Genomic DNA, 2,210 nt, shown 5'->3' on the forward strand with positions numbered 1-2,210 from the left:
GCCAAACCCGCTGGGCTCGTCGCCGCCCATGGCCAGGCGTACGAAGGGTTCGAAGATCTTTTCGCGGTTTTCCGGCAGCACGCCCGGGCCGTCATCATCCACATGCAGCACCAGGTGCTGGCCCTGGCACGCGGCGCTGACGTTCACCCGTTCGCGGGCGTAGTTAATGGCGTTGCTTAACAGGTTGCGCACGATCAGATGCAGCAGGGCGCGGTCGCCGATCAGTTCCAGGTCGGCCGGGTCGGTGTCCAGGGTCAGCAAGCGATGGTGCCCGTCCAGCAGGGCAAACTCCTGCTGCAGCCAGGCATGGAGATTGATTGGCTCATGCTGCAGGTCGCTGGGTGCATCGGCCAGCCGGGCAAAGGCGAGGCTGGCGCGAACCAGCGACTCCAGTTCTTCGATATCGGTGTGCAGGCGCTCTTGCAGGCGGGTGCGGGTGTCGGGGTCGGCGCTTTTACTCAGCAGTGCCAGGGCAAAACGCATCCGCGCCAGGGGTGTGCGCAGTTCGTGGGACACCGCCTGGGAAACCTCCCGGTGGCGTTCGCCCATCGAGCTGATGTCCAGCGCGTGCCGTTGCAAGGTCAGCAGCAGCGGCGCCCACTCCTGGCTCATCGCGGGCAGCAGCGTGTTGGGCGAGCGGGCGAGGGTAGCAATGCAGGCATTGAGGGCATCGAGGTCATGGGTGTATTTGCGCCGGGCACGCAGGGCAATCCAGAGAAACAGCAGTACCGGCAGGCCGGCGACACAGGCGGTCACCCAGTACACCGGATATTGCAGCAGGTCCTTCACTTCGGCGGTTCCCCACAAGGGGCCGAATTGAATCACCGTGTCATCGTCCAGCGGGAAGTAGGTGACGTCCTCATCACTGTTCTGCGCCGGTTGATGGTGGTCGAGCATCACAATAGCTTCAGGCGGCAGCTCGATATCATCCTTTTTCACCAGGCTCACCGGGTACTGAAAGCGTGCTTGCAGTGACTCGATGCGCGCCTCCCGTTGTTCGGCGGGCAAGGCCTTGAGTTGCTCGGCAACCAGATAACCCGGCCCGGCCATCAGCCGCAGAAAACTGTAGTCGCCGATAAACACCGAGGCGTTCGAGCACAACCACAACAGGTAAAAAGTGAGGGCGGCCCAGCTGGTGCCGGCCGCGATGGCCATCCACGGGCGGACTTTAGACAGCATGCTGGCTCCCCGTCGGGATTTCGACGAACAGGTATCCCTGCGCCGTGATGGTCTGGATGGTCACGGGGCACTCAAGGCTCATCAGCTTTTTGCGCAAGCGCGACACCCGCATATCAATCGATCGGTTCAGCCCGTCGTACTCCAGGCCGCGCAGGCGCTGGAGCAGCTTTTCCCGGGTCAGCAATACGCCGCAATGGCGGGCAAAGATGGCGAGTAACTCGAATTCGGCCACCGAAAACTGCAAGGGCGCCTCGCCGAGCCAGGCGAAGTGGTTGTTCAGGTCCAGCCGAAAAGCGCCCCACTGGTAGTAACTGCGGGGGGCCTGGGGATGGCGGCGCAGCAGCGAGCGGATCCTTGCCAGCAACAGTTGCGGGTCGATCGGCTTGACCACGTAGTCGTCGGCCCCGGCGGCAAACCCCACCAATTGTTCGGCGTTCTCGTCCAGGGCCGTCATCATCAGGATCAGCCCAGGGTAGTGGTCGCGAATCTGTCGGCACAGGGTAAAACCGTCGATGCCCGGCAGCATCACATCGAGGATCAACAGTGCCGGTTGTTCATCCTGGATACGCTGGGCGGCGTGGTCGCCACGGTGTTCCACTGCGACGGTAAAGCCTTCGGCGCGCAGGAACTCGGCCGTCAGTGCCGCCAGGGGCAGGTCGTCTTCGATCAGCAACAGGGTATCGGACATGGCTCAGCAGGATCGTTGCCAAAAAGTGCGCAGAGTGTTGCGCCCTTGCCCCCGGCTAGGCAAGGGCTGATCATCACGGCGTCACGGGCTGCTTGCGGAAGGCGGGCTGCGGTGTTTTCACCGGCCGGTACAGCAGGAAGTAATAGGCGCCCAAACAAATCAGCCAGCTGAAAATTGCCGTCCACACGTTGTGGGAAAGAAAGTGCGCCCCTTGCATCGTGCGGCTCACCGAAAGCACCGTGCCCAGGCCCAGCGCAAACATGAACGCCGAGCGCGCCATCCGCGGTCGGCGATCCCTCAGGGCAAAAAACAACGCAAACAGCGCAAACCCGGTCGCCGCATG

General features: G+C 62.8%; 3 protein-coding genes. All 3 read right to left on the reverse strand.

Features of this window, described 5'->3' with window-relative positions:
• Window positions 1–1,179 (reverse strand): HAMP domain-containing sensor histidine kinase (locus HX846_RS26100; RefSeq protein ID WP_178966376.1); only part of this gene is annotated, 1,179 nt, incomplete at its 3' end.
• On the reverse strand, window positions 1,169–1,867 hold the full coding sequence (locus HX846_RS26105) for a response regulator transcription factor (protein ID WP_102369812.1): 699 nt from the start codon (window positions 1,865–1,867) through the stop codon (window positions 1,169–1,171). The genes HX846_RS26100 and HX846_RS26105, both read right to left, overlap by 11 nt.
• A 73-nt stretch (window positions 1,868–1,940) precedes the next feature.
• Window positions 1,941–2,210, reverse strand: a 270-nt coding sequence (locus tag HX846_RS26110) for a phosphatase PAP2 family protein (protein ID WP_178966377.1), incomplete at its 5' end; no start/stop codon positions are given.

The organism is Pseudomonas sp. K5002 (genome assembly GCF_013386655.1).
Classification (GTDB): domain Bacteria; phylum Pseudomonadota; class Gammaproteobacteria; order Pseudomonadales; family Pseudomonadaceae; genus Aquipseudomonas.